Raw genomic sequence first — 23,417 nt, forward strand, 5'->3', positions numbered from 1 at the left:
TGCCATGCGTAAACGCTCCCTCATCCCGATCCTTTACATCGCGTTCCTGATGCTGCCGATCTATTGGCTGGTGGCGATGTCCTTCAAAACAACGAACGAGATACTGTCTGGCTTCAGCCTGTTCCCTCAGACTTTTACGCTCGAGAACTACAGGGTGATCTTCACCGACCCAAGCTGGTATTGGGGCTACATTAACTCGATCATCTATGTATCGCTGAACACGGTGATCTCGGTCGCTGTTGCCCTGCCTGCGGCCTACGCATTCTCGCGGTACCGCTTCCTTGGCGACAAGCAGTTGTTCTTTTGGCTGCTGACGAACCGGATGGCACCGGCGGCGGTTTTTGCTTTGCCGTTCTTCCAGCTCTATTCGTCGGTCGGCCTGTTCGACACGCACATTGCGGTGGCGTTGGCGCATTGCCTGTTCAACATCCCGCTGGCGGTGTGGATTTTGGAAGGGTTCATGGGCGGCGTGCCCAAGGAGTTGGATGAGACGGCCTATGTCGATGGCTATTCCTTCCCCCGGTTTTTCATTGTGATTTTCCTGCCGACAATAAAGGCGGGGGTTGGTGTGGCTGCGTTCTTCTGCTTCATGTTCTCTTGGGTTGAGTTGCTGCTGGCCAAGACGCTAACGGCGGTGCAGGCGAAACCCATCGCCGCCGAAATGACCAAGACCGCATCGTCTGCGGGTTATGAACTGGGACTGCTCGCAGCGGCCGGGACGTTGACGATCATCCCCGGTGCTATCGTGATCTACTTTGTCCGCAACTACATCGCCAAGGGCTTTGCCCTGGGGAGGGTGTGATGAAACGACTGATGTATCTTGCTGCGCTGCTTCCGACGTCGGCTGTCGCGCAGGGTTGGGGCAATGTTGCCAACCAGCAGGAGGAAAAAGGGTTTTCATGGACCGATCCGCTGTGGCCTGCGTTCTGGATGGCGTGGACACCGGCGACGTTCGCCCTGTTCTGTGGCATCTTCGGAGCCATAGCGATCATCGGCGTGCTTGAGGTGGTCAAGTACCGGGACGGGATCGAGCGGCGCGGTATTCTTGGGCTGACGACGACGCTGGGTGATCGGCTGTTCATCTCTCTTTTGGGATCGGCATATATCTTTCTGTTGTGGCTTGGCCTGATGGGGCAGCCGCTGTGGATTCCGCTTGGCCTTGCCATCGTGTGGGGCGTCTTCTGTTTCTGGAAGGTGTGAGAAAGCGTTTTGTAAAACGAAAGAGTTCGTATTTACTCACCCGGCGTAACGAGTGAGCGATACGTCTTGGATAGGACGGTATGAGACAAAAGAAGAAAAGCGAACTGCTGACCGAGGTTGAACTGGAGTTCATGACCGAACTTTGGGATCTGGGTGAGGGCACTGTACGGGACGTTCTGGACAAGCTGCCGGAAGACCGAAACCTGGCCTACACCTCGGCTGCCACCATCCTGCGCATTCTGGAGCAAAAGGAATTTGTGACCAGCCGCAAGGATGGCAAGCGCCATGTCTTCAAACCGACGCTGGGCAAGGATGCGTACCAGACTCGCTCACTCAAGGATCTGTCGATGAAGTTGTTTGACGATACACCTGCGTCTTTGGTCGCAAGGCTGGTCAACGATGATGCACTGACAGAGGAAGCATTGGGGCAAATCCGGGCGCTTGTGGATCGGAGGTTGAAAAATGATTCCGGGTGACGCGCTGCTCGACGCATTCATTAATGCCAATATTCTTTTTGTTGTGGCCTACGGCCTTTGGTACGCCGCACGCTTCCTGTTTTACCGATTGGGTTTGACGCACAGCTACGCGACGCAACTGCGGCTGCTGAACAGTGTTTTTCTGGCCATCGTTTTCTCTCCGTTCCTTATTCTTTTGTTCACGACCCTGCAGTCGAACGGCTACGCCAAGGCCGTGAACGTCAACCTGTCGGATATGGTTGTTGCTTACTATCTGAATGGTGGGTTCAGCATGCAGGCGACCGAGTTCGAGAAGCTCGTGAATATGCGGGACACGTTCCTGAGCAATGTAACCAATGCTGTTGGATGGGGGGCCTGGACGGTCATCGCAGCGTTCTTTGTCGGTCTGGTAATCGGAACAGTGCGTTTGGTGTTTTCGATGTTCTGCCTGTTTCGCATCGTGTCCGCCAGCTACGCATGGCGTAGGTTCGGGCGTGTTCGACTGCGTTTGTCCGACAAGACGTTGGTTCCGTTTTCGACACGAGGCCTCTGGTGCTACTACGTTGTCATTCCATCGCACATGCTTGGCCAGCCTAAGGAACTAAGTGTGACGTTGGCGCACGAGTTACAGCACTTGCGTCAGGGCGATATCGAATGGGAGATTGTGCTGGAAGCGCTGAAGCCTTTCTTCTTCCTCAACCCGGCCTATCATGCCTGGAAGCGACAGGTGGAAAACCTGCGCGAGTTCGCGTGTGATACCGAAGTTCTGACCCGTGGCCGGATCGACGTCCGTGCGTATTGCGATACGTTGCTGTCAGTTTGCCAGCAGACCCTCAGACGCGACCGCATGTTTGTGGTTGCCGTGCCAAAAGTCACATTGGTCACCGCTGATCGGTCGGCCCTGCGCGATGGGCGTATGACGTTCCTTGAACGGCGGATCACCTCGCTTCTTGATATGCGCCATTTGAGCCACCCACGCCTTTTGTTTCTGGCGACACTGTTGCCCCTGATCGCAGCCATCATGCTGACGGCCATGGCCATTCAAAGGCCGGGGGATTGGAGCCAGGACAGATTGATGCTGTCGACAGTCGTCAATCTTGAACGGCTGGATGAGATCAACCGCCTCTCGACGTTTGGGCGCATTCGGAACTGACGCCTAGCGGTCTACTTTCCACGCACTGTTGTCTGGATAGACCAACCGTTGCATGGGAGGCTCGTCGGGATGGCTGATCCTGTGCATGAGTGCGCGGGCCAGGAAATCTCCGGCCTCGTCCACGTTCTCCTCGAGCACCAGAATGCCCGGCCGAAATCGGCGTAGGAAACTCACGGCCTCTTTCGCGGCAATGTCGAAGTCCTGTTCCAGCACCAGCCCCAGTCTTTCAAGCGCGGAAACCATTGTGACACAACCACCTATGCTGGGTGCAATAAGGGCATCGGGCCGGTCAGCTTGATGGAACAAGGTTGTCATCGCCTGTTCCACAATCGAGACGGTGCTGTGTGATGTTGCCCCTTCGATGACAGAGAACTGCACACCTTCATCCGAGGCGGCGGCACGCGCGCCTTCTATCATGTTCTGCGCATAACCCTGGGTTTGTGGTGGTGCCAGCATCGCAACGTGTTTGCGTCCCCGTTCCGCCAACGCTTTGATGGCCAATGAGCCAAAGGCGGTGTTGTCATAGTCGAAATAGGCATGCTGCTCGGACAGGGCCGTCCGTCCGTGTGATACAAAAGGAAATCTGTTTTCCAACATGTAACGCACGCGGGCATCGTCCGGTTCGGTCTGGTTGATGATGAGCCCGTCCGCCGATCCGGTTTCGACGATGTAGCGGATGGGAACCATCGGATCCTCATCGGGAAAGTAGGGCGTGATGATCACGTGATATGGCGTGCCTCGTAAGGCGGATGTGACAGCTGAAATCAGGCGCCCGGTGTTGTTCATCGCGTCGTGTTCGGTCGACATCACGAGCGAGATCACATTGGTGCGTCCGGTGCGCAGGCGCACGCCGGCGCGGTTGGGGCGATAGCCGATCTGGTTCGCGATGTCGCGGATGCGTGTCTTTGTATCTTGCCGGATATCGGGGGCATCGGCGAGGGCTCGTGACACGGTTGGAACGGCAAGGCCAGACAGCCGCGCAATTGTTTTCAACGTCGGTCGCTCACCTGGTGCAAGTTCAATTTTTTTGGGTGTCTCCGATGTGCCTGATTTGCTCATTCCGGCCCCCTTACGGTACGCAAACGCGATTCTGACCTGTGTCGCCTCACGTTCAATCATAACGGAATCAACCCGTTACATATTCGTCGATGATTAATTCGAGCCATAGCAAAATTCTAGCTTGATCGAAAAATCTAAATCGTTGTAGCAATTACTATAACGATTTAGAAGTCAGGGAGGACTCAATATGAAAATAATCGCAAAACTGATGGCGTCCGCTGCACTGTGCACGGCGTCCATGGCGCATGCCGGCGAACTTGAAGTGACGCACTGGTGGACATCGGGTGGCGAAGCTGCGGCCGTTGCCGAGTTCGCAAAAGCGTTTGACGCGACCGGCAACACGTGGGTTGACGGTGCAATTGCCGGGTCTGGCGGCACAGCCCGTCCGATCATCATCAGCCGCATTCTGGGCGGTGACCCGATGGGGGCCACGCAGCTGAACCATGGTCGCCAAGCCGAAGAATTGATCGAGGCTGGTCTGATGACCGATCTTACAGAACTGGCCGAGGCAGAAGGTTGGAAGGATCTGGTCAATCCGTCCTCACTCCTGGATGCCTGTACCTTTGAAGGGCGCATCTATTGCGTTCCCGTGAACATCCATTCGTGGCAGTGGATCTGGTTGAGCCATGACGCCTTTGCCAAGATCGACACACCCGTGCCCTCTGACTGGAGCGATTTTGCCGCCGCCGCGCCCAAGCTGGAAGAGGCGGGTATCGTGCCTCTCGCCATGGGCCAGCAGGGCTGGCAGCAGAATGGTGCCTTTGGTGTGATGACCATTGCGATTGCGGGTCTGGATGCATGGCGCAAAGTTGTGGTCGACAAGGATGCGGATGCCGCCCGCGGACCGGAATACGCTGCTGTGTTCGAAGCGGCAGTCGACGCGCGCAACTTCGCCGCCAACTCAAACGTACAGGATTGGAATCTGGCGACGAACATGGTGATCACCGGCAAAGCCGGGGCTCAGATCATGGGCGACTGGGCGCAGGGTGAATTCCAGATGGCTGGTCAAGTTGCCGGTGAGGATTACACGTGCCTGCCGGGTCTTGGTGTGAACGAAATTCTCGATACCGGTGGCGACGCGTTCTATTTCCCTGTCATCGACAACGAGGATACGAAAGCGGCGCAGATGGCGCTGGCTTCCACCCTGATCTCGCCCGAGGTGCAGGTGGCCTTTAACCTTAAGAAAGGTTCGCTGCCCGTGCGTGGCGATGTGGATCTGAGCGCTGCGAATGACTGCATGCAAAAGGGTCTCGATATCCTCAAAGCGGGTGGGATCATGCCCTCGGGTGATATGAACCTGACGGCCGACACGCAAACGCAGATCGAGGATCTGATGGCCGAATTCTGGACCTCCGACATGTCGGCGGATGACGCGCAGGAGCGTTACGCCGATATCATCGCGTCCGCAGAGTAAGGGCGCACCTCCCAGCCACCTGCCCGGGTTTCCGGGCAGGTGGACATTTGCATGTAACGGGGTGTGTCATGTCTTCTTCTTCGAATGCGCGGAAGCCCTCCGGGTTGTTTCGCAACCTGTCGGCCAAGATTGCATCGGTGCCGATGGTTCTGACGGCATTGGTCGTTTTTGTCGGCGGAACAGCGTGGACGGTGTTGTACTCTTTCACGTCGTCCAAGCTGCTGCCCAAGATGAATTTTGTCGGGTTGGACCAGTATGAACGGCTGTGGAGCACGCGGCGTTGGTTGATTTCAATCGAAAACCTGGCCGTCTACGGTTTCTTCTCGATGATCTTCACGTTGGTGATCGGGTTTACGCTGGCCGCTTTGCTGGATCGCAAGATCAGGGGTGAAAACGTCTTTCGCACCATTTTCCTCTATCCTTTCGCCCTTAGTTTTGTGGTCACGGGATTGGCGTGGCAATGGATCCTCAACCCTGATCTGGGAGTTCAGAGTGTCGTGCGGTCGCTGGGTTGGGAAAGCTTCACCTTCAATCCACTGAATGACCCTGACATCGTGATCTACGGCATCCTGATTGCGGGATTGTGGCAGGGAACAGGCCTGATCATGGTGATTATGCTGGCCGGTCTGCGCGGGATTGATGAAGACATTTGGAAAGCCGCCCGCGTTGACGGCATCGGTACCGTCAAAACCTATATTCGCGTCATCATTCCAATGATGCGCCCCGTGTTTGTGACGGCGCTGGTCTTGATCGCCTCTGGCATCATCAAAATCTATGATCTGGTCGTCGCCCAGACCAATGGCGGTCCCGGCATCGCGTCCGAAGTGCCGGCAAAATACGTGATCAACTACATGTTCCGCGCCCAGAATCTGGGTCAGGGCTTTGCCGCCTCGACCATGATGCTGGTCAGTGTGATCGTCATTCTGATCCCGTGGGCCTACCTAGAATTTGGAGGGAAGAAACGTGGTTGACGCTGTGATCCCACGCGGACCAAAACCCCGCCCCCGCTTTTCCCGAACCAATATCATGCTTTACGGCACCCTGATCGTGGTCGCTGCGTACTACGCTCTGCCGCTGTATGTGATGATTGTCACGTCGCTGAAAGGCATGCCGGAAATCCGCATCGGCAACATCTTTGCCCCACCGGTCGAGGTCACATACCAGCCGTGGGTGAAGGCGTGGTCCGAAGCCTGTACGGGCATCAATTGCGAGGGGCTGAGCCGCGGCTTTTGGAATTCGGTCCAGATCCTGATCCCCTCTGTGATCCTGTCCATCGCGATTGCATCCGTGAACGGCTACGCGCTGGCAAATTGGAAGTTCAAAGGGTCCGAGGTGTTCTTCACCATCCTGATCCTAGGGGCCTTCATCCCCTATCAGGTGATGATCTACCCGATTGTGATCATCCTGCGTGAGATGGGGCTGTACGGAAACATCTGGGGGCTGGTGATGGTGCACACGGTATTCGGTATGCCCATCCTGACGCTTTTATTCCGCAACTACTTCACCTCGGTGCCGGAGGAGCTGTTCAAAGCCGCCCGCGTCGATGGGGCCGGGTTCTGGGGGATTTACTTCCGCATCATGCTTCCCATGTCCCTGCCTATCTTCGTGGTGGCAATCATCCTGCAGGTCACGGGCATCTGGAACGACTTCCTGTTCGGCGTAATCTACACCAAGCCTGCCGATTATCCGATGACCGTGCAACTCAACAACATCGTCAACTCGGTGCAGGGCGTTAAGGAATACAACGTCAACATGGCCGCCACGCTGCTGACCGGTCTTGTTCCCCTCATCATCTACTTCGCTTCCGGCAAGCTGTTTGTCCGGGGTATCGCCGCTGGCGCGGTGAAAGGCTGATCCATGACTTCTGTACTTGTCAAAGACCTGACTTTGAAATTCGGCGCATTGACTGTGCTGGACAACCTCAACATCGATATTCCCGAGGGCGAGTTCCTTGTGCTGCTGGGTGCTTCGGGCTGCGGGAAATCCACCTTGCTGAACTGCATCGCGGGGCTGCTGGATCCCACCGATGGCGAAATCCACATAAACGACCGCAATGTCACATGGGAGGAACCGTCAGGCCGAGGCATCGGCATGGTGTTCCAGTCCTATGCGCTCTATCCGCAGATGACGGTTGAGGGGAACCTGTCTTTCGGCCTGAAAAACGCGCGGATGGCCAAGGCCGAGATCAAGCAGCGCGTGGCCCGCGCCGCCGAGATTTTGCAGATCGAGCCGCTTTTGCACCGCAAACCCGCCGCCCTCTCTGGCGGGCAGCGCCAGCGCGTTGCTATTGGGCGCGCGCTGGTGCGCGATGTGGATGTGTTCTTGTTCGATGAACCCTTATCAAACCTTGATGCCAAGCTGCGCGCCGATCTGCGGGTCGAAATCAAACGCCTCCACCACAACCTGAAAAACACGATGATCTACGTGACCCATGATCAGGTCGAGGCGATGACACTCGCCGACCGGATCGCCATCATGAAGGGTGGGATCATCCAGCAACTGGATACACCGACCGAGATCTACAATCGTCCGCGGAACAAGTACGTGGCTGGGTTTATTGGCAGTCCCGAGATCAATTTCTTCGAAGGTGAGGTTGAACAAGGTGCCTTCTCAACGGGCGGAGAGCGGTTTTCACTGGATGGCTATGCGTTCCAAGGTGCCGCGACAGGAGGCTCTGCCTGGTTGGGTATCAGGCCCGAGCACATCCTGTCCGGAGATGCCGCCAAAGACTTGCCTGTGACGGCTGAAGTGACAGTGGACATCGTTGAACCGATGGGGTCGGACACGTTGGCATGGGCCGCCTTGGCCGGAGTGCCTTTGCGGATCCGTATGGATGGGCAAGCCGCCGTTTCAACGGGCGATCGCATCCTGATCGGTTTCGATCCTGCGCGCGCGTCCATGTTCGACAAGTCGACCGAGGAAAGGCTCTGACGCTTCATGCTTGACCTCAGTGGCCAATGGCACCTGTCGGACGAGACGGGTCAGTATTCTGCGCCAATGTCGCTGCCCGGCGACGGGATCAGTGCATTGCGTGCCGCGGGCATTATTCCCGATCCTTATTGGGGGCAGAATGAATATGACCTGCGCTGGATTTCGGATCGCGACTGGCTGCTGACCCGAACGTTCCGGGCCACTGAGCGAAACATGACGCTGGTCCTGTCGATGCTGGACACGGTTGTTGACGTGTCATTGAACGGGCAAACCGTTCTGCAAGCCAACAGCATGTTTCGCACACATCGCGTGGACATCTCTAATGCGTTGATCCTGGGCGAAAACGTGATCACGCTACATTTTCGATCTGCGCCGCGCGCGGCCAAGGCGCTTGCTGATGCGCAACCGTTTCCAGTGCCGTTTCAGGCTGACAATTGCCCTCTCCCTCATGGCAACATGCTGCGCAAACCGGAGTGCGATTTTGGCTGGGACTGGAACATCGCGCTCGCACCCTTCGGCATGTACGGAGATATCCGGTTGGAAAAGCACGGACCGCGTATTTCCGCCATCGCGGTTGCTCAAGATCATAACGCGACCGGGGCAACGGTCACGGCGACTGTCCAGACCGAAGGGATTGACGACGGCGCAGACCTGCGGGTGTCGTTGTGTGGGCAGGAGGCCTGCGCACCGGTCATATCCAACACTGCAACAGTGGCGCTGAAATTTGGTAGCGCCGAGCTTTGGTGGCCTGCTGGCCATGGCAAGCAGGCACTGCATGTGCTGACAGTGGCTGTTGGCGACCTGACTGCAACGCGCCGCATCGGTTTTCGAGATGTTCAGCTTGTGACCGCCAAGGACGAGACGGGCACAGGTTTTGCTTTGCATGTGAATGGGCGCCCCGTTTTTATGAAAGGGGCGAACTGGATACCGGCGGATGCTCTTGGATCGGCGATCACGCCTGACATCTGCCGTGATCTGCTTCAGTCGGCCGTTGATGCCAACATGAACATGATCCGGGTTTGGGGTGGTGGCCGGTACGAGCCTGACTGGTTTTATGACCTGTGCGATGAGTTGGGCCTGCTGGTCTGGCACGACTTCATGTTTGCGTGCCACCTCTACCCGGCGACTGATGACTTTCTGGCAGATGTAGACGCCGAGGTGCGCGAACAGGTTGCGCGCCTGAACCATCATGCCTGCATTGCATTGTGGTGTGGCGACAACGAATTGCTCGGTGCGTTGAACTGGTACGAAGAAAGCCGGCAAGATCGTGATCGCTATCTCGTTGCATACGACCGGTTGAACAGAACACTTGAGAAAGCTCTGCGAGAGACCGCACCGCATGCCATCTGGTGGCCGTCCAGCCCATCGCCGGGCCCGATGAGCTTTGGCGATGCATGGCATGATGACCGGTCCGGCGACATGCATTTCTGGTCCGTTTGGCACGAAGGGCGGGACTTTGATCACTACCGTGATGTGTCGCCACGGTTCTGCTCCGAATTCGGGTTCCAATCTTATCCATCCATGGACGTGATCCGGCGCTTTGCTGATCCCGCTGATTTCAACATTGCCGCCCCAGTGATGGAGAGCCATCAGAAGAACGCAGGCGGCAACGCGCGGATTGCCGAGACGATGTTCCGCTATTTCCGTTTTCCGGTTGGTTTCGAGAACTTCGTCTATCTCAGCCAGGTCCAGCAGGCGCTCGCGATCAAGACAGCGGTAACCCATTGGCGCAGCCTCAAGCCGCATTGCATGGGCGCACTGTACTGGCAGCTGAATGACACCTGGCCTGTGTGTTCGTGGTCCAGTCTGGATCACGGCGGGGGTTGGAAACTGCTGCACCACGTCGCGCGTCGTTTCTATGCCGATGTTATTGTGTCGGCCGTTCCCAACGCAGACGGTGTGGAACTGCTTGTCGTAAACGATCAGCCCGACGCCGCGCAGGTCGAGGTCGAAGCCTTTGCTGTGTCCATGGATGGTCGGATGCGGACCGTAGGGACAGCATCTGTCGAAGCCTGCGTCGACACCGCCATTTCAGCACTTGTTGTTCCGCACGCCGCTCTGAACGATGACGAGATACTGATGTTTGATTGGACCGCGAATGACAGGCTGCGTCAATCCGATCACTTCGCGGCGCGCCCTTACAAGGCGTATAGGCTCGGACCCGCCAGTATCTCGACCGAAATTACTGAACAGGACGGCCAATATGCCGTCACGCTGACGTCCGCCGCGCTTGCCCTGTACGTTGCCGTCGAGGCGGACATGCCTGGACGTTTCAGCGACAACGCCTTTGATCTGCTGCCGGGCCGACCTGTCACCACTGAGTTCACGCCGGCTGACCCGAGCGTCACCACGGAATTCACAATCCGTGATCTTCATTCCGCCACTCACCATATATGAAAGGCTACCGACATGACCGCATTGTCTTACCAGCTCTACAGTTCCCGCCTGTTTCCGCCGCTTGAGGATACGCTCAAATTGCTGGCCGAGATCGGATATGCGCATGTTGAAGGCTACAGCGCTTTACTCGCGGACAGTGCAGGTGTCGATGCGCTTGAACGTGGGCTGCAAGCACACGGGCTGACGATGCCCAGTTGCCATGTTGGTCTTGATATGTGTGAAAACGATCCCGGTGCCGTGGCGCAGCTCGCGTCGCGTTTCGGGATCGAAACGATCGTCATTCCATACATTCAGCCGGATGACCGCCCGACTACGGCTGACGGGTGGCGCGCCTTTGGGCAGCGGCTGGCTGCGGTCGCGCAGGAGCTGTCGAAGTCCGGTTTGAAACTTGCCTATCACAACCATGATTTCGAATTCGTACCACTTGCCGACGGGCCGCTGCCAATGGACCTGATCCTCGAAAGCGCGCCCACCGTGTTGTTTGAGTATGACGTCGCATGGGCCGTGCGCGCGGGTGCCGATCCAATGATCCCCGTTGCAAAGTACGGATCGCGTATCGCGATTGCGCATCTCAAAGACATTGCGCCTGACGGTGAGGCCCAAGACGAAGATGGCTGGGCCGATGTGGGGCATGGGATCATGGATTGGTCATCGCTCTTCCAATCGCTGCGGGCTGTAGGCACGCGACATTTCGTGATGGAACACGACAACCCCAGCGACCACCGCCGTTTTGCGCAACGTGCGTTCGACGCCACGCAGACATTTTAAGGGAGACTTCCATGCAAGGCATTGGAATCATTGGGTGCGGTAACATCTCGACCGCCTATCTGACGCTCGCGCCCCTGTTCAAAGGGCTGGAGGTACGTGCGGTTGCGGACCTCAACATCGAAGCGGCCAATGCGCAGGCAGCAGCATTCGATGTTCGCGCGCATACGGTGGAGGATCTGCTGGCGGCGGACGATATCGACATTGTTGTGAACCTCACAATCCCCGACGCGCATTTCGAGGTGACGCGTGCGATCCTGCAGGCAGGTAAGCACGCCTATTCAGAGAAGCCGATCGTGCTGACCCAAGCGCAGGGCGAGGAGCTTCGTACGTTGGCAGCAGCGCAGAACCTGCGCATCGGCTCTGCGCCGGACACATTCCTGGGCGGAGCTCATCAGGCGGCGCGAGCGGCATTGGATGCGGGCCAGATTGGGGATGTGGTCGCGGGCACAGCACATGTGATGAGCCATGGGATGGAGCATTGGCATCCGAACCCGGACTTCTTCTTCCTGCCGGGTGCCGGGCCAATGCTGGATATCGGCCCATACTATGTGACCAACCTGATCCAGTTGCTTGGTCCGGTGCGTCGGGTCGGTGCGCTGACCACAACACCTGCAGACACAAGAACCATCCTGTCCGAACCGCGCCGCGGCGAAGTGATTTCGGTCAAGACACCCACCAACATCCATGCATTGCTGGACTTCCATTCCGGGGCAAGCATCACTTTGTCGACGTCGTGGGATGTTTGGGCGCACCGGCATGGGCATATGGAGCTTTATGGAACGTCGGGCAGCATGTTCCTGCCTGATCCCAACTGGTTTTCGGGCGACGTTGAGATCGTGAGTGCCGAGGGCGACACGACCGCTCTTGAAACGGAGACGCATCCATTCGGAATTCCCAATCAAGAAAACAACGGCGTTGCGAAGGCCAACTACCGTACGGCCGGGCTGGCCGACATGGCTGCGGCGATGAACTCAGGTCTACAACATCGCTGCTCGCTAGAACTGGCCCTGCACGCCGTGGATGTGATGACCTCGATCCTTGAGGCCGGGGAACGCGGCGAAATGGTTACGCTGACCACCACTTGTGAAAGGCCCGAGCCGCTTACCGCAGATGCGGCGCAGGCCTTACTCAAATAGGGAAGGTCGGGCGCTTTACGCAGTGTATGCGTTGAGCGCCGCCTCTACCCCGTCTGACCAGATCAGGCGCAACCATGTCTCAAACTGCTGGCTGAAGTCGTGGACCTGAGCCAGCTCCTGATAGTATTGGGTTTGTGCCAGCCATGCTTGGGGGGTGGTCTTTGCCTTTTGGGCGGCAATGGTCAGGGTTTCCCAATGCGGATCATTGCTTTCAATTGCACTTCCGTCTTCGCGTGTGCCGGCGCACATGCGGGCCCAAAGCGCCTCGACAAGGCTGAGCCCGGCAATGGCGCCGTTTGCCTGAATGGCATCCCGTAGGATCGGCAAGACAAAGCCGGTGTGGCGGGATGAGCCGTCAAAGGCTACGCGGCGTGTGGTGTCCCGGATGGCATTGTTGGCAAACCGCGGTTCAATCAGGTCAACGTAAGCCGCTGGCGTAAACCCGGGCACTTCGGCGACATGAGGCACTATTTCGTCCATCTGCACCTTGCGGAAAAACCTGCGCAGGGTCGGGTGGGCCATGCAATCGGCGATGGTTGCCAGTCCCAACAACTCACCTGCATTAGCCAGCACCTGATGACCTGCGTTGAGGATGCGGATCTTCATTGCTTCGTATGAATGAACCTGGTCTGTGAAGATGGCACCAGCCTTGTCCCAGTCCGGGCGACCCGCACAGAATGCATCTTCGATCACCCACTGTCGGAAGTTTTCATGGGTCACGGGCGCTGCGTCATTGATACCAAGCTGGGCGGCGAGCGCAATTTCGTCAGCGCCAGTGGCAGGCACGATGCAATCCACCATTGAGTTGGGGAATGTGGCATGGGTTTCGAGCCAGTCCGCCAAATCCTCGTCCGTTGCGCGGGCCAGTGATACGACAATCGTTCGAAGGATATCGCCATTCCCCTGAAGGTTGTCACAACTTTGGCTAGTGAATGGCCCATGGCCTGCGGCTTTGCGTTTTGACAGAGCTGCAACAATCGCGCCAAACGCTGTGCACGGGGAATCCGGGTGAGCAACGTCGTGCACGATGTCCGGATGCGTGAGGTCGAGTCCGCCAGTCTTGGGATCGACATAGTAGCCACCCTCGGTGACGGTCATGGCCACGATCCGGACATTCGGGTTGGACATCGCCGCAATCAGGCTGGCGTTGTCAGGTTCAACTGGCAAGAAGTCGATCATGGATCCGACCACCTCGGCAGAGGTCCCACTTGGGTCAAGCTCAACCAACGTTGTCAGACAGTCTTGCGCCAGCAGCTTTTCCCGCATGATAGCATCACCTGGGCGCACACCTGCGCCAATGATTGCCCAGTCCTGCGCTAAACCGGCCTGCATGAGCCGGTGCAGATACCACGCCTGGTGCGCCCGGTGAAAATTACCAACGCCTATGTGGACAATGCCGGGCCGCAGCATCGACCGGTCGTATGTCGGGCTCAGGACGCCGCTGGGCAGCATTGCAAGCGCCGCGTCCGTGAGTGGTACGGCGTGCCGTCTTTCTGAACCATCTGCCATCAGCTCATCCATTGTCCGCCATCAACGTTGTAGCATTGGGCGACGATGTATTCGGCCTCGTCGCTGGCAAGGAACACGGCCATGCCGGTCAGATCCTTGGCTGTCCCCATACGGCCATAGGGAACGGCGTCGCCCACTTCCTTCTTCTTTTGCCCCGGTGCTTTGCCCTCGTATTTGGCAAAGAACGCATCGACCCCATCCCAGTGTTCGCCATCCACCACACCCGGCGCTATGGCGTTCACGTTGATGCCGTGCTGGATTAGGTTCAGCCCTGCGGATTGGGTCAGCGAGATAACGGCGGCCTTGGTCGCGCAGTAAACCGCAACCAAAGGTTCTCCCCGCCGCCCGGCCTGGCTTGCCATGTTGATGATCGCCCCTTTGGTCCCCGTGTCGATCATGTGGCGCGCTATGGCCTGTAAAGTGAATAAGGTGCCTGAGACATTGATGTCGAATACGCGCTGGTAGTCGTCGCGCGTGATTTCCGTGATAGGAGCGGCAGAGAAGATGGCCGCGTTGTTGATCAGAATGTCGATAGCACCAACATGTTCGATAGCAGTCGCAAGGCCTGCATCGATGCTGGCCTGATCCGTCACATCCAAGTGCACCGAAAACGCGCCGTCACCCAGTTGAGATGCTGTTTCGGCTGCCCGTTCTGCGTCGATATCGGCGATGACCACACGTGCGCCCTCGCGCAAATACGCTTCGGCAAAGGCGCGGCCAATGCCGCGCGCGGCCCCGGTGATCAGTGCCGATTTACCCGCCAATCGTATCATGCCATGCGCAATCCATCAGCGCCGAACTTGTGCAGCTTGTCCATCTGCGGCGTGAGATAGATGTCATCGCCATGCGTCACTGCGATGTCTCCGGCGATGCGCACAGTGATCATGTCAGCGAGCCCGGTGTCGTGCACGTGTATGAACGTGTCGGACCCCAGATGCTCGGCCACGCCGACCCGGCCTTTCCACTTGCCTTCGGTGGTGCTGACATCCGTGTGTTCAGGCCGGAACCCGATCGAGGTCGCACCCAGTTTTTCCGCTTCGGGGCCATCGATAATGTTCATCTTGGGCGAACCGATGAAACCGGCCACAAAGACGTTGCGCGGAGTATGATAGAGATCTAGCGGCGAGCCGACCTGTTCGATGTTACCTGCGCGCAGCACCACGATCTTGTCGGCCATGGTCATGGCTTCGACCTGGTCGTGGGTCACATAAATCATCGTTGTGTTCAGACGGTTGTGCAGTTCTGAGATTTCCAACCGCATACCGACGCGCAGCGCCGCATCCAGGTTTGACAGGGGTTCATCAAACAGGAACGCCGCCGGTTCACGCACAATGGCACGGCCGATGGCAACCCGCTGGCGTTGCCCGCCAGAGAGTTGCCCCGGCTTCTGCTCGAGATAATCAACAAGGTTCAGGATCTTGGCGGCCCCTTCGACTTTCTTGTCGATTTCGGCCTGGTCCATCTTTGCCATCCGCAGGGGAAAGGCGATGTTCTTGCGCACTGTCATATGCGGATACAGGGCGTAGGACTGGAACACCATCGCCAGCCCGCGCTTTGATGGCGGCACCTGCGTTGCGTCTTCGCCATCAATCTGGATCTTACCCGATGTCGTCTCCTCCAATCCGGCGATCAGGCGCAGGAGTGTAGACTTGCCACAGCCCGAGGGGCCAACAAATACCGCGAACTCGCCATCCTCGATGGCCAGGTCCAAGGGGGGGATCACCTGGGCATCCCCAAAGCTCTTGGTCACGTTTTCAAGTACGATACGTCCCATTGGTTTTCCTCTTATGCGCTACCGCTTTGCTACTTGAGCGCGGGCGTTCCTATTTCACGGCGCCAAAGGTGAGCCCTTGGACCAGTTGTTTTTGACAGAACCAGCCCAGCACGATGATCGGGCCAACTGCGGCGGCGGATACGGCAGACAACCGGCCGAAGAACAGACCTTCGGGTGCGCGGTTGCCTTCGATGAGTTTGGACAGGGTGGCAGCCTCGGTCGTCGTCAGGCGAACCGTCCAGTACGCTTCGTTCCAGCAGAAGATGAAACAAAGCAGCGCGGTTGAGGCGATGCCACCCCAAGCCAGTGGGATCAGGATTTCCTTGACCTCGCCCCAGGTGTTCACACCATCCATCTGGCCTGCTTCAATGATGTCCTTGGGAATTTCCTTGAAGTAGGTGAACAGCATCCAGACCACGATGGGCAGGTTGATCAACATCAGCACAACGATCACCATGAAGTGCGTGTCAAACAGGCCCAAGCTCTTGGTCAGGAACGTCATCGGATACAGCACCGCGGCGGCGGGTAGCATCTTGGTCGACAGCATCCACATCAGGACGTCTTTGGTTGCCCGCGATGGATTGAACGCCATGGCATAGGCACAGGGAATGCCGACGGCCAGTGCAAAGACTGTAGCAAAGACCGATGTGATGACCGAGTTGGTCGCAAAGCGCCAATAGTCATAGTTCTCTGTCATGTTTAGATAGTTATCGAGCGTCGGCGTGAAGAAGATCAGGAACTCGGGCTTCACCGCGTCCGCGTCCGTCTTGAAGCTTGTGAGTACCAGCCAGAAGATCGGGAAGAAGAAGATCAGACCCACGATCCAGGCCAGAACGGGCCGTCCATAGATGCTGAATTTGGTGCTGGTTGCAACAATGGCCATGGGAGTTACTCCATCAATGTCTTGCCGATCATCCGCAGCAGGAAGATGGCAACAATGTTGGCAAGGATGACGGCAAAGATACCGGTAGCGCTGGCCGCACCGATGTTGTTGTTGGCGAACTCGCCAATCAGATAGGGCAGGTTCTTGTTGCCGTTGCCGCGGCTTACGATCTCGATCTCGGCGTAAAGCGACAGATGAAAAATTGCTTGGATCATCACCACGATTGCGATGGGCCGCGCAAGGTGGGGCAGGGTGAGAAAGCGAAACTGAGAGAGCGCGCCAGCGCCATCAAGAACGGCGGCCTCCTTCTGCTGCTGATCTTCGGATTGCAGTGAGGTCATGAAAATCAGGACCGCAAAGGGTGTCCACTGCCACGTCACCATAATGATTACAGCGTAGGCTGATGTCTGAGTGGCCCGGAAAGAGATGGGTGCAACGTCAGGCCATAGTGAGAAGAACCAGCCGATACCCGGTGCCCCTTGCAATGACGCGATCAGGTCATTGATGCCGTTCACGGCAAGACCCTGCAAACCCAGTACCGGATCAAGGATCATGTTGATCCACAAAACGGCATTCACGGCGGGCATTACAAAGAAGGGCGAGATCAGCAGAACCCGTACAATCCCTTGGCCAGGAAAAGCCCGGTTGATCATGACGGCGATGAGCACGCCCAGGATAACGGTCAGGAACAAGATACTTCCGACGATCAGCAGGCTGTTCTGAATTGCAAACAGGAAGTCCTTGGAATTCAGAACAAATTCGTAGTTACCGAAGCCACGCCAGTTGCTGAAGCTTGGTGTGGTCCACTCCGGCCGACGCAGGTTGTTCAGAACGTAGCGGATGAAAGAGAAGTAGAGCGTTAAGCTCAGGGGAACCAGCATCCAGATCAACAACAGCACGACAGCCGGTGTTTGAAGGAGGCGGGGAAGCTTTCTGTCAGACATAACCCTAGTCCCTAGCATCGCGTGTGTTCAGCGATTCCGTTGGATGTTGATTGCAATTTACGAGTGCCAGCCTAGGCGATTGTGGGGCTTGAGTAACCCCGATGGACCATAGGCCGGGTTAGCTTGGGGGCCCGGTTGGGCGGGCCCCCGCTAAGTCTGGGAAGACCTAGTAGTAACCTGCTTCGCGCATGACCGAGTCTGCGACTTCTTGTGCCGCAGCCAATGCGTCTTCGACCGACTTGGCGCCCGACAGTGCGGCCGACATTTCTTGGCCAAAGGCGCTACCGATTTCCGGGAATTCCGGGATCGCAACGAACTGGACGCCAACGTAGGGCTTCAGATCGGTTGCACCGGGGGCGGCGGAGTCGATTGCGGCCATCTCGGCTGCTGCAAACTTCGCCACGGCCTGGAATTCAGGGATCTCGTAGGTCGATGCGCGCTGACCTGTCGGAACCTTGTCCCAGCCGAAGTCTGGGTGGGTGCCAACGGCCTTAACGTAGTCTTTGGATGTAGCCCACTCGATAAAGGCTTTTGCCTCTTCTGCATTTTCAGTTCCGGCGGGTACAGCCATCGCCCATGCCCACAGCCAATTCGCACCAACCGGGTTACCGGCATTTGGCGACTGTGCATAAGCGACATTCGGGTTCTCTAGGAAAGAAGCCGCGATTGTCGCGTCGATCCACAGGCCACACTTATCTTCGTTATAGAGGGCGAGGATTTCGTTGAACGAGTTGCCTTCCGAACCGGGAGGGCCGTAGTTGCTGAGCAGGTCAACATAGAAGCTGACAGCCGCGTTCCACTCGGGCGAGTCGAGCTGCGGTTTGTAGTCTGCGTCGAACCAGCGCGCGCCGAACGAGTTGGCAACAGTCGTGATAAAGGCGGCGTTATCGCCCCAACCCGGCTTGCCGCGCAAACATGCACCGTAGATGCCATTGTCGGGGTCGTGCATCGCAGCAGCGGCAGCTTTCACGTTTTCCCAGCTGTCGTTGTCCGCAATCGTGACGCCAGCCGCATCGGCCAGGTCCTTGCGGTACATCACCATCGAGCTTTCGCCATAGAACGGTGCGGCATAGAGCTGCCCGTCGTAGCTCAGGCCTTCGCGCATTGCGGGCAAGATGTCATCGACATCGTATGCGTCGCTGAAGTCCAACGGCTCGATCCAGCCGGCTTGACCCCAGATTGGTGCTTCCTGCATGCCAATGTTGATGATGTCGTACTGGCCGCCACCGGTTGCTGTGTCGGATGTGACCTGCTCGCGCAGCACGCCCTCTTCCAGCGAAACCCATTCAAGTGCGACGCCCGTTTCTTCGGTGTAGGCTTCCGCAACTTTCTGCATGTTAATCATGTGACCGTTGTTCACGATCGCGATGGTGAGCGACTTTGCATGGCCGTCTGCCAGTGCGCTCGTTGCCGTGACAAGCGACAATGCTGTCGCCGCACGCAGTGCGTTCTTCAAGTACATCCGACTCCTCCCTATTATTGGATGTTACACAGCAAACGCTATCCGCAGACTTATTGCCGCGTCAATTCATTTTTTACGCGCGTAAAGATTTCAGTCAAAGCGCTGGAAACCAAGGCTTTAGGCAGAGTCCCGCATGATCAAGCGCGCCGAGAACAGCGTTTCTTCCCGGCTTTGGAACCGTCCTCCTGATTCGATCAGACGGAACAATGTCTCTACCGCATGGCCCGACACGCTGCCGTAATCATGCGCTGCTGTCGTAAGGGACGGGCAGGTGTAACGTGAGAACGGATGATCGTCGTGCGACGCAACGCGCAGGTCGTCACCGGTGCTGCGTCCGACCTTGTAACCGATCTCGAAACAGGCCGACAGAAATCCGATGGCCAGACGATCATTGCTGCACAGAACCGTGTTGGTGGGCAGCGCTTGCCTGTTGAGAATATCATGTGCCCCTTTGCGTCCGATCTCTTCAAACGCCCAGCCGGAGCCATCGACCTGCATCACATGTGGTTCCAGTTGCAGTCGCTCCATCATGTCCAGATAGGCACGGCGGCGTTTGTTTGCGTTCGGGTTGGCCGGGTGCTTCATTTCAAAAAAGCACGGCGGTTCGCCTGTTCGGCTGAGATATTCCACGGTTTGCGAAACGAAGCTGTAGTTGTCGGACCCTACAAATGCTTCGCCCATCCCATCAATGTTGCTGTCAAACAAGACCGTAGGCACATCGCGGCAAAAGGTTTCGATCGCGGATTTGTCCGATAGTCGCCCGAGGGGTGCCAACAACACGCCAGCGGGTTTGAGAGACCGCAGCGTATCCAAAATATCCTTTTCTTGCTCCGGCTCACCGTGTGAGCTGAAAAGAGAGGGAGAAAATCCAGCTTCGATACACCGCATTTCGATGACACGAACGATCTCGCCAAAGAACGGGTCGGCAAGGTATGGCACAACAATGCCAATATTCTTGGTCAACTGCCGGTTCTGGTTCATCGCGTAGATGTTCGGGCGATAATCGTATTGTTCGATGGCCGCCTCAATCCGCGCACGCGTGGATGCGCGGACGCTGGTCGGGTCGTTGAAGTACTTGGACACAGTCGGACGAGAGATGCCGCTGACCGAGGCGAACTCTTCCATGTTCCTGATCTTGCGTTCGCCCATTTCGCACTCCGTCCTACGCCCTGCCAGACAATGCGTCGGACTCGCGTCAGATGAACGATAGAAAAAAAACTTTGCGCGCGCAAACTGCCTGGCTGCGGTGTGTGCCTAGTGCATTCATTTGCGCACCACCCCAAAGCGGAATTACGTCTACCCGGCAATTTGCACCGGCGTTTATCTTTAGGCTGCACAATGAAAAAGGAGATGGTTTATGCGCACCCTGGACGACATTCTTGCCATTAGCGCAGATCGCAAAGGCAGTGAAGATATTGTGTTTGCCGGTTCTGAGCCGCCGGTTGAACCGGATGTCCTATCGGGGATCCCTGATCACCGTTGGCTTGCCGAAATGACACGCTCCATTTTTCAGGCAGGGTTCAACTGGAAGGTCGTGGAGCGTATGTGGCCCGGCTTCGAAGAGGCTTTTTATGGTTTCGATGTGGGACGCTGCGCCATGATGAGCGGGGATTGGTTTGATGAGCTTTGTGCAAACACAGCCATTATTCGTTACCCGCAAAAAATCCGGTCTGTACAGCAGAACGCTGTCTTTGTTCAGGAACAAGCCACGATCCATGGCAACTTTGGCAAAATGGTCGGCCACTGGCCTTCAGACGATTTTGCAGGCCTTTTGGATCTCCTCAAGAAAGAAGGATCGCGGCTGGGCGGAACAACAGGGCAATACTTTCTCCGATTTATGGGCGTGGACGGTTACATTCTGTCGCGCGATGTCACTGCGCGCTTGATCGCTGAAGGCGTGATTGACAAGCCGCCGACCTCAAAGTCGGCGATGAAGGCGGTTCAGGAAGCAATGAACGCCTGGGTGGACCAATCGGGGCGTTCATTGAAAGAAATCAGCCGCATCCTTGCCACCAGTTGCGGTTAGCCTCGTATTTGCGGGGATTGCCCTTCATCCAAATTTTGAATGCAACCGGTTGCAAAATGCAGCGACTCGCCTATCATCGCGGTCGTTGCCAGCCGGGGACTCAGTCCGAGGAGAGACGGTTTTCGGTCGGCGGTCCGGCAAAAATGGCGTGATCCGGACACGCAACTTGGGAGGAAACCATGAAGAAATTTGTGACAGTAGGCGCGCTGGCGATGCTGATGGGTGGCACGGCGATGGCCGAAACCATTGGCGTGTCGGTGGCCCGTTTTGACGATAACGGCCTGACGATTATGCGCAATGGTATGACCGATCATATTGAAACGCTGGACGGTGTTGAACTGATCATGGAAGACGCGCAGGACGACGTTGCGCGCCAACTTGACCAGATCAACAACTTCATTGCGTCAGGCGTGGATGCGATCATCGTGAATGCGGTCGACACCAACGCGACCGAGGCGATGAGCCAAGCCGCTGCAGCCGCAGGTGTGCCAATGGTCTATGTGAACCGTCAGCCCGTTAACATGGACACGTTGCCCGAAGGTCAGGCTTTTGTGGCGTCGAACGAGATCGAATCCGGTACGCTGAAGGCCTTTGAAATCTGCAAGAACCTGCGCGCAGCAGGTAAGTCAGGTGGTGCAACAGCATACATGCTGATGGGCCAGCTTTCGAACCAGGCCGCCGTTCAGCGTTCCAAGGACGTAGAGGACGTTCTGGGTATGGACATGTGCAACTTCATCACCCTTATCGACAAGCAAACCGCAAACTGGTCGCGCGATCAGGCGCAAGACTTGATGACCAACTGGATTTCTTCGGGCGAGCCGTTTGACGCTGTTTTCGCCAACAACGACGAAATGGCAATCGGCGCGATCCAGGCGATGAAAGCCTCGGGCATCTCGATGGACGACGTTGAAGTGGGCGGGGTGGACGCCACCCCAGACGCCCTGGTTTCGATGCAGGCGGGTGATATGGACGTAACGGTGTTCCAAGATCTTGCTGGTCAGGGCGCAGGCTCGATCGATACGGCCATCAAACTGGCGGCCGGAGACGATGTTGATAAAACAGTCTTCATCCCCTTCAAGCTGGTTACTCCGGACAACGTGTCCGATTTCCTGAACTAAGCTAGTGAACAGGTCAGGCGGTGCTCATGTGCCGCCTGACAGACTTACCCTGACAAAAGAAGCGGCCCGACGGACCGCTCAAACTGGAGGCATCCATGGCCGACGCAACGCAGGGCACCGGCGGGCTGACATTTGACGCCAGAAAGCGCGCCTGGCCGAACGAACTCAATATCTTTTTTGCGCTGATCCTGATCATCTTCGCGTTCGAGGCGGCGGGCCAGTTGCTGCCCTACATGAACGGGCAAAGCTTTCTGTTCGATACACGTGACCGCTTCGACAGTATTTTCAACGAAGCGCGGCTGCGCATCATCATTCTTCAAGTTGCGATCATCGGGATCATCGCGTTGGGGGTGACGCAAGTGATCATCTCAGGCGGCATCGACCTCAGCTCCGGCCCCCTTGTCGGGGCAACGGCTATGATCGTGATGTCCTTTGCACAGACAGAGTTGGTCAATGGCGGTCCAAATCCCAAGGCGGTGTTTGGCGACTGGGCCTTTGACTTGCCGCTTATCATCCCATTGATTGTCGGGCTCAGTTTCGGGGCCTTTATCGGGGCCATAAACGGCAGTCTGATCGCGTACACCCGCATCCCGCCCTTTATCGCGACACTGGGTATGTTCCTAATCTGCCGTGGCATCGCACAGGCTTGGACACGCGGGCAGCCGGTGTCTTTCCCCACCGAGAGCTACGCACTGATCGGCAAGGGTATGATGCCGGTGTATCTGTTTATCGCATTGGCCATACTGTTCCATTTCATCCTGAAATACACCGTCTACGGCAAACACACCTACGCCATAGGCTCGAATGAGGATGCCGCTCGGATGTCGGGCATCAACGTCAAACGGCACAAGGTGATGGTCTATATGATCGCTTCGATGCTTGCGGCCTTTGCTGCCATCGTGCTGAGTTCAAAGAACCTGACGGCGCAGTCTGGCATGGGTATTTTCTACGAACTCTACGCCATTGCCATGGCTGTGATCGGCGGCGTTAGCCTGACGGGGGGGCGTGGGTCCATCATCGGCACCGTGCTGGGCGCCATGGTGTTCGGGGTCATCCAGTCAGGGTTCACTTACATCAAGCTCGACGCCTTCTACCAGTTAATGGCAATGGGTGGGATCATCATTGGCGCGGTCGTGCTGGACAAGGTCCGGCAGGAACGCGCGGCATCGCGAAGTTGAGGGGAAGCAC

Annotated in this window: 22 protein-coding genes; 14 read left to right on the forward strand and 8 right to left on the reverse strand. The window is 57.1% G+C overall.

What is annotated here, in order from left to right:
- The first annotated feature begins 4 nt into the window (after positions 1 to 4).
- The 4 genes from AC53L6_RS13120 (at position 5) to AC53L6_RS13135 (ending at position 2,808) form a co-directional block, all read left to right on the forward strand.
- On the forward strand, positions 5 to 802 hold the full coding sequence (locus AC53L6_RS13120) for a carbohydrate ABC transporter permease (protein ID WP_496908165.1): 798 nt from the start codon (positions 5 to 7) through the stop codon (positions 800 to 802).
- Positions 802 to 1,200, forward strand: a complete 399-nt coding sequence (locus AC53L6_RS13125; protein ID WP_496908166.1) for a DUF2160 domain-containing protein — start codon at positions 802 to 804, stop codon at positions 1,198 to 1,200. The genes AC53L6_RS13120 and AC53L6_RS13125 overlap by 1 nt, the downstream gene beginning before the upstream one ends.
- Positions 1,201 to 1,280: 80 nt before the next feature.
- Positions 1,281 to 1,676, forward strand: coding sequence for a BlaI/MecI/CopY family transcriptional regulator (locus AC53L6_RS13130; RefSeq protein ID WP_189370976.1), 396 nt, complete (start codon positions 1,281 to 1,283; stop codon positions 1,674 to 1,676).
- Positions 1,663 to 2,808, forward strand: coding sequence for a M56 family metallopeptidase (locus AC53L6_RS13135; protein WP_299770066.1), 1,146 nt, complete (start codon positions 1,663 to 1,665; stop codon positions 2,806 to 2,808). Before AC53L6_RS13130 ends, AC53L6_RS13135 begins: the two co-directional genes overlap by 14 nt.
- A 3-nt stretch (positions 2,809 to 2,811) precedes the next feature.
- Here the strand turns inward: AC53L6_RS13135 and AC53L6_RS13140 are convergent, their stop codons facing one another.
- Positions 2,812 to 3,867 (reverse strand): LacI family transcriptional regulator, encoded by a 1,056-nt coding sequence (locus AC53L6_RS13140; protein ID WP_496908167.1) that lies wholly within the window; start codon positions 3,865 to 3,867, stop codon positions 2,812 to 2,814.
- A 187-nt stretch (positions 3,868 to 4,054) separates the two neighbouring features.
- Here AC53L6_RS13140 and AC53L6_RS13145 point away from each other — a divergent pair, with 187 nt between their 5' ends.
- The 7 genes from AC53L6_RS13145 (at position 4,055) to AC53L6_RS13175 (ending at position 12,513) form a co-directional block, all read left to right on the forward strand.
- Entirely contained in the window at positions 4,055 to 5,281 is a 1,227-nt protein-coding gene (locus AC53L6_RS13145; RefSeq protein ID WP_299201573.1) for an ABC transporter substrate-binding protein, read from the forward strand.
- A 68-nt stretch (positions 5,282 to 5,349) separates the two neighbouring features.
- Entirely contained in the window at positions 5,350 to 6,252 is a 903-nt protein-coding gene (locus tag AC53L6_RS13150; RefSeq protein ID WP_299201576.1) for a carbohydrate ABC transporter permease, read from the forward strand.
- 55 nt (positions 6,253 to 6,307) lie between these two features.
- On the forward strand, positions 6,308 to 7,135 hold the full coding sequence (locus AC53L6_RS13155; protein WP_366141792.1) for a carbohydrate ABC transporter permease: 828 nt from the start codon (positions 6,308 to 6,310) through the stop codon (positions 7,133 to 7,135).
- A gap of 3 nt (positions 7,136 to 7,138) precedes the next feature.
- Positions 7,139 to 8,212, forward strand: a complete 1,074-nt coding sequence (locus AC53L6_RS13160) for an ABC transporter ATP-binding protein (RefSeq protein WP_299698676.1) — start codon at positions 7,139 to 7,141, stop codon at positions 8,210 to 8,212.
- A 6-nt stretch (positions 8,213 to 8,218) separates the two neighbouring features.
- Entirely contained in the window at positions 8,219 to 10,609 is a 2,391-nt protein-coding gene (locus tag AC53L6_RS13165) for a beta-mannosidase (RefSeq protein ID WP_496908168.1), read from the forward strand.
- A gap of 12 nt (positions 10,610 to 10,621) precedes the next feature.
- Positions 10,622 to 11,377 (forward strand): sugar phosphate isomerase/epimerase family protein, encoded by a 756-nt coding sequence (locus tag AC53L6_RS13170; RefSeq protein ID WP_496908169.1) that lies wholly within the window; start codon positions 10,622 to 10,624, stop codon positions 11,375 to 11,377.
- 11 nt (positions 11,378 to 11,388) lie between these two features.
- Entirely contained in the window at positions 11,389 to 12,513 is a 1,125-nt protein-coding gene (locus tag AC53L6_RS13175; RefSeq protein WP_496908170.1) for a Gfo/Idh/MocA family protein, read from the forward strand.
- A gap of 15 nt (positions 12,514 to 12,528) precedes the next feature.
- Here the strand turns inward: AC53L6_RS13175 and AC53L6_RS13180 are convergent, their stop codons facing one another.
- The 7 genes from AC53L6_RS13180 to AC53L6_RS13210 form a co-directional block, all read right to left on the reverse strand.
- Positions 12,529 to 14,022: a mannitol dehydrogenase family protein gene (locus AC53L6_RS13180; protein ID WP_496908171.1), complete on the reverse strand. Its 1,494-nt coding sequence runs from the start codon at positions 14,020 to 14,022 to the stop codon at positions 12,529 to 12,531.
- Positions 14,022 to 14,795 carry an L-iditol 2-dehydrogenase gene (locus tag AC53L6_RS13185; protein ID WP_496908172.1) on the reverse strand — a complete coding sequence of 258 codons (774 nt, stop codon included), beginning with the start codon at positions 14,793 to 14,795 and terminating at the stop codon, positions 14,022 to 14,024. Before AC53L6_RS13185 ends, AC53L6_RS13180 begins: the two co-directional genes overlap by 1 nt.
- Positions 14,792 to 15,796: an ABC transporter ATP-binding protein gene (locus AC53L6_RS13190; protein ID WP_299201599.1), complete on the reverse strand. Its 1,005-nt coding sequence runs from the start codon at positions 15,794 to 15,796 to the stop codon at positions 14,792 to 14,794. Before AC53L6_RS13190 ends, AC53L6_RS13185 begins: the two co-directional genes overlap by 4 nt.
- A gap of 49 nt (positions 15,797 to 15,845) precedes the next feature.
- Positions 15,846 to 16,679 carry a carbohydrate ABC transporter permease gene (locus AC53L6_RS13195; protein ID WP_299201601.1) on the reverse strand — a complete coding sequence of 278 codons (834 nt, stop codon included), beginning with the start codon at positions 16,677 to 16,679 and terminating at the stop codon, positions 15,846 to 15,848.
- 5 nt (positions 16,680 to 16,684) lie between these two features.
- Positions 16,685 to 17,623, reverse strand: a complete 939-nt coding sequence (locus AC53L6_RS13200; RefSeq protein WP_299599396.1) for a carbohydrate ABC transporter permease — start codon at positions 17,621 to 17,623, stop codon at positions 16,685 to 16,687.
- Between the two features lie 166 nt (positions 17,624 to 17,789).
- A complete protein-coding gene (locus tag AC53L6_RS13205) occupies positions 17,790 to 19,085 on the reverse strand; it encodes an ABC transporter substrate-binding protein (RefSeq protein ID WP_496908173.1) in 1,296 nt (431 codons plus the stop codon).
- Positions 19,086 to 19,202: 117 nt separating this feature from the next.
- Complete coding sequence (locus AC53L6_RS13210) at positions 19,203 to 20,234, reverse strand: LacI family DNA-binding transcriptional regulator (protein WP_299698686.1); 1,032 nt, start codon at positions 20,232 to 20,234, stop codon at positions 19,203 to 19,205.
- Positions 20,235 to 20,442: 208 nt separating this feature from the next.
- Between AC53L6_RS13210 and AC53L6_RS13215 the strand changes: the two genes are divergently transcribed.
- The 3 genes from AC53L6_RS13215 (at position 20,443) to AC53L6_RS13225 (ending at position 23,407) form a co-directional block, all read left to right on the forward strand.
- Positions 20,443 to 21,111: a DNA-3-methyladenine glycosylase I gene (locus AC53L6_RS13215; protein ID WP_496908174.1), complete on the forward strand. Its 669-nt coding sequence runs from the start codon at positions 20,443 to 20,445 to the stop codon at positions 21,109 to 21,111.
- Positions 21,112 to 21,290: 179 nt separating this feature from the next.
- Entirely contained in the window at positions 21,291 to 22,229 is a 939-nt protein-coding gene (locus tag AC53L6_RS13220; protein ID WP_299599389.1) for a sugar ABC transporter substrate-binding protein, read from the forward strand.
- A 95-nt stretch (positions 22,230 to 22,324) separates the two neighbouring features.
- The gene (locus AC53L6_RS13225) at positions 22,325 to 23,407 is read left to right on the forward strand and encodes an ABC transporter permease (RefSeq protein ID WP_299201619.1); all 1,083 of its coding nucleotides are present in this window, start codon (positions 22,325 to 22,327) and stop codon (positions 23,405 to 23,407) included.
- The last annotated feature ends 10 nt before the right edge of the window (positions 23,408 to 23,417 follow it).

Source organism: Tateyamaria sp. LSS28, assembly GCF_059611725.1.